The organism is Aquabacterium sp. A08, from assembly GCF_011742065.1.
Genome location: NZ_JAAQQT010000288.1, coordinates 1 through 711, shown reverse-complemented (window position 1 = coordinate 711; position 711 = coordinate 1). Strand labels below are relative to the sequence as shown.

Here is a 711-nt window from a genome sequence, read left to right as displayed (position 1 = left end):
ACTTCGTGCGCCTGCTGCGCGTGACCGAAGGCGTGGACCCGCTGGCCTACGACTACAGCTTCGACCCGCTGGCGGGGCCGGATGAGGTGTTGTTGAGCTCCGATTTCGAGTCAGACGACCAGCCGACGTTAGAAATCGTTTACACCCCTGAAGTCGGTCTACCCGATGGTACGGTTTATGAAAGGGGACTCCGTAGCAGCAGCGACGAGGATGAGTCCAATGTCACCACTGGTGTTTTTAACATCGACACAGGCCGTGATGCACTTGGGTCATTGACGGTCGTTGGCGTCAATGGGCCCGTCGACGTGACCAATCCGCCTGCTGATGGTATCAAGGTCGACGGTGCAAACGGTTTCCTGATCGTGACCTTGGTGGACGGTGTTTACAACTGGAAGTACGTCCTTGCCGATAACCTTAAACACGAACCGGCTCAAAATAATAACGACGCGCTTGGTGACGATTTCACCGTGATCGTTGTCGATGACGATGGAGATACTGTAACAGCGAATTTTGTAGTTACGGTAGTTGATGATGTCCCAACTGCACGAGACGACACGGACAGTGTGGCGGCCAATCAGTTCACGGCCGAGACGGGCAACGTGATCACGGGCGTGGACACGACCAGTGGTGCGGCTGGTGCAGACACCCAGGGTGCGGATGGTGCGAGCGTGACCAACATTGCCAGCGTCAACGTGGCGGCCAATGCTCCGA

Annotated in this window: 1 protein-coding gene; it reads left to right on the top strand. The window is 56.5% G+C overall.

Annotated features, from left to right (window positions below; translation table 11 throughout):
• Positions 1-20: 20 nt before the first annotated feature.
• The coding region (locus HA630_RS01635; RefSeq protein ID WP_166832170.1) for a hypothetical protein at positions 21-711 on the top strand (691 nt) is incomplete at its 3' end.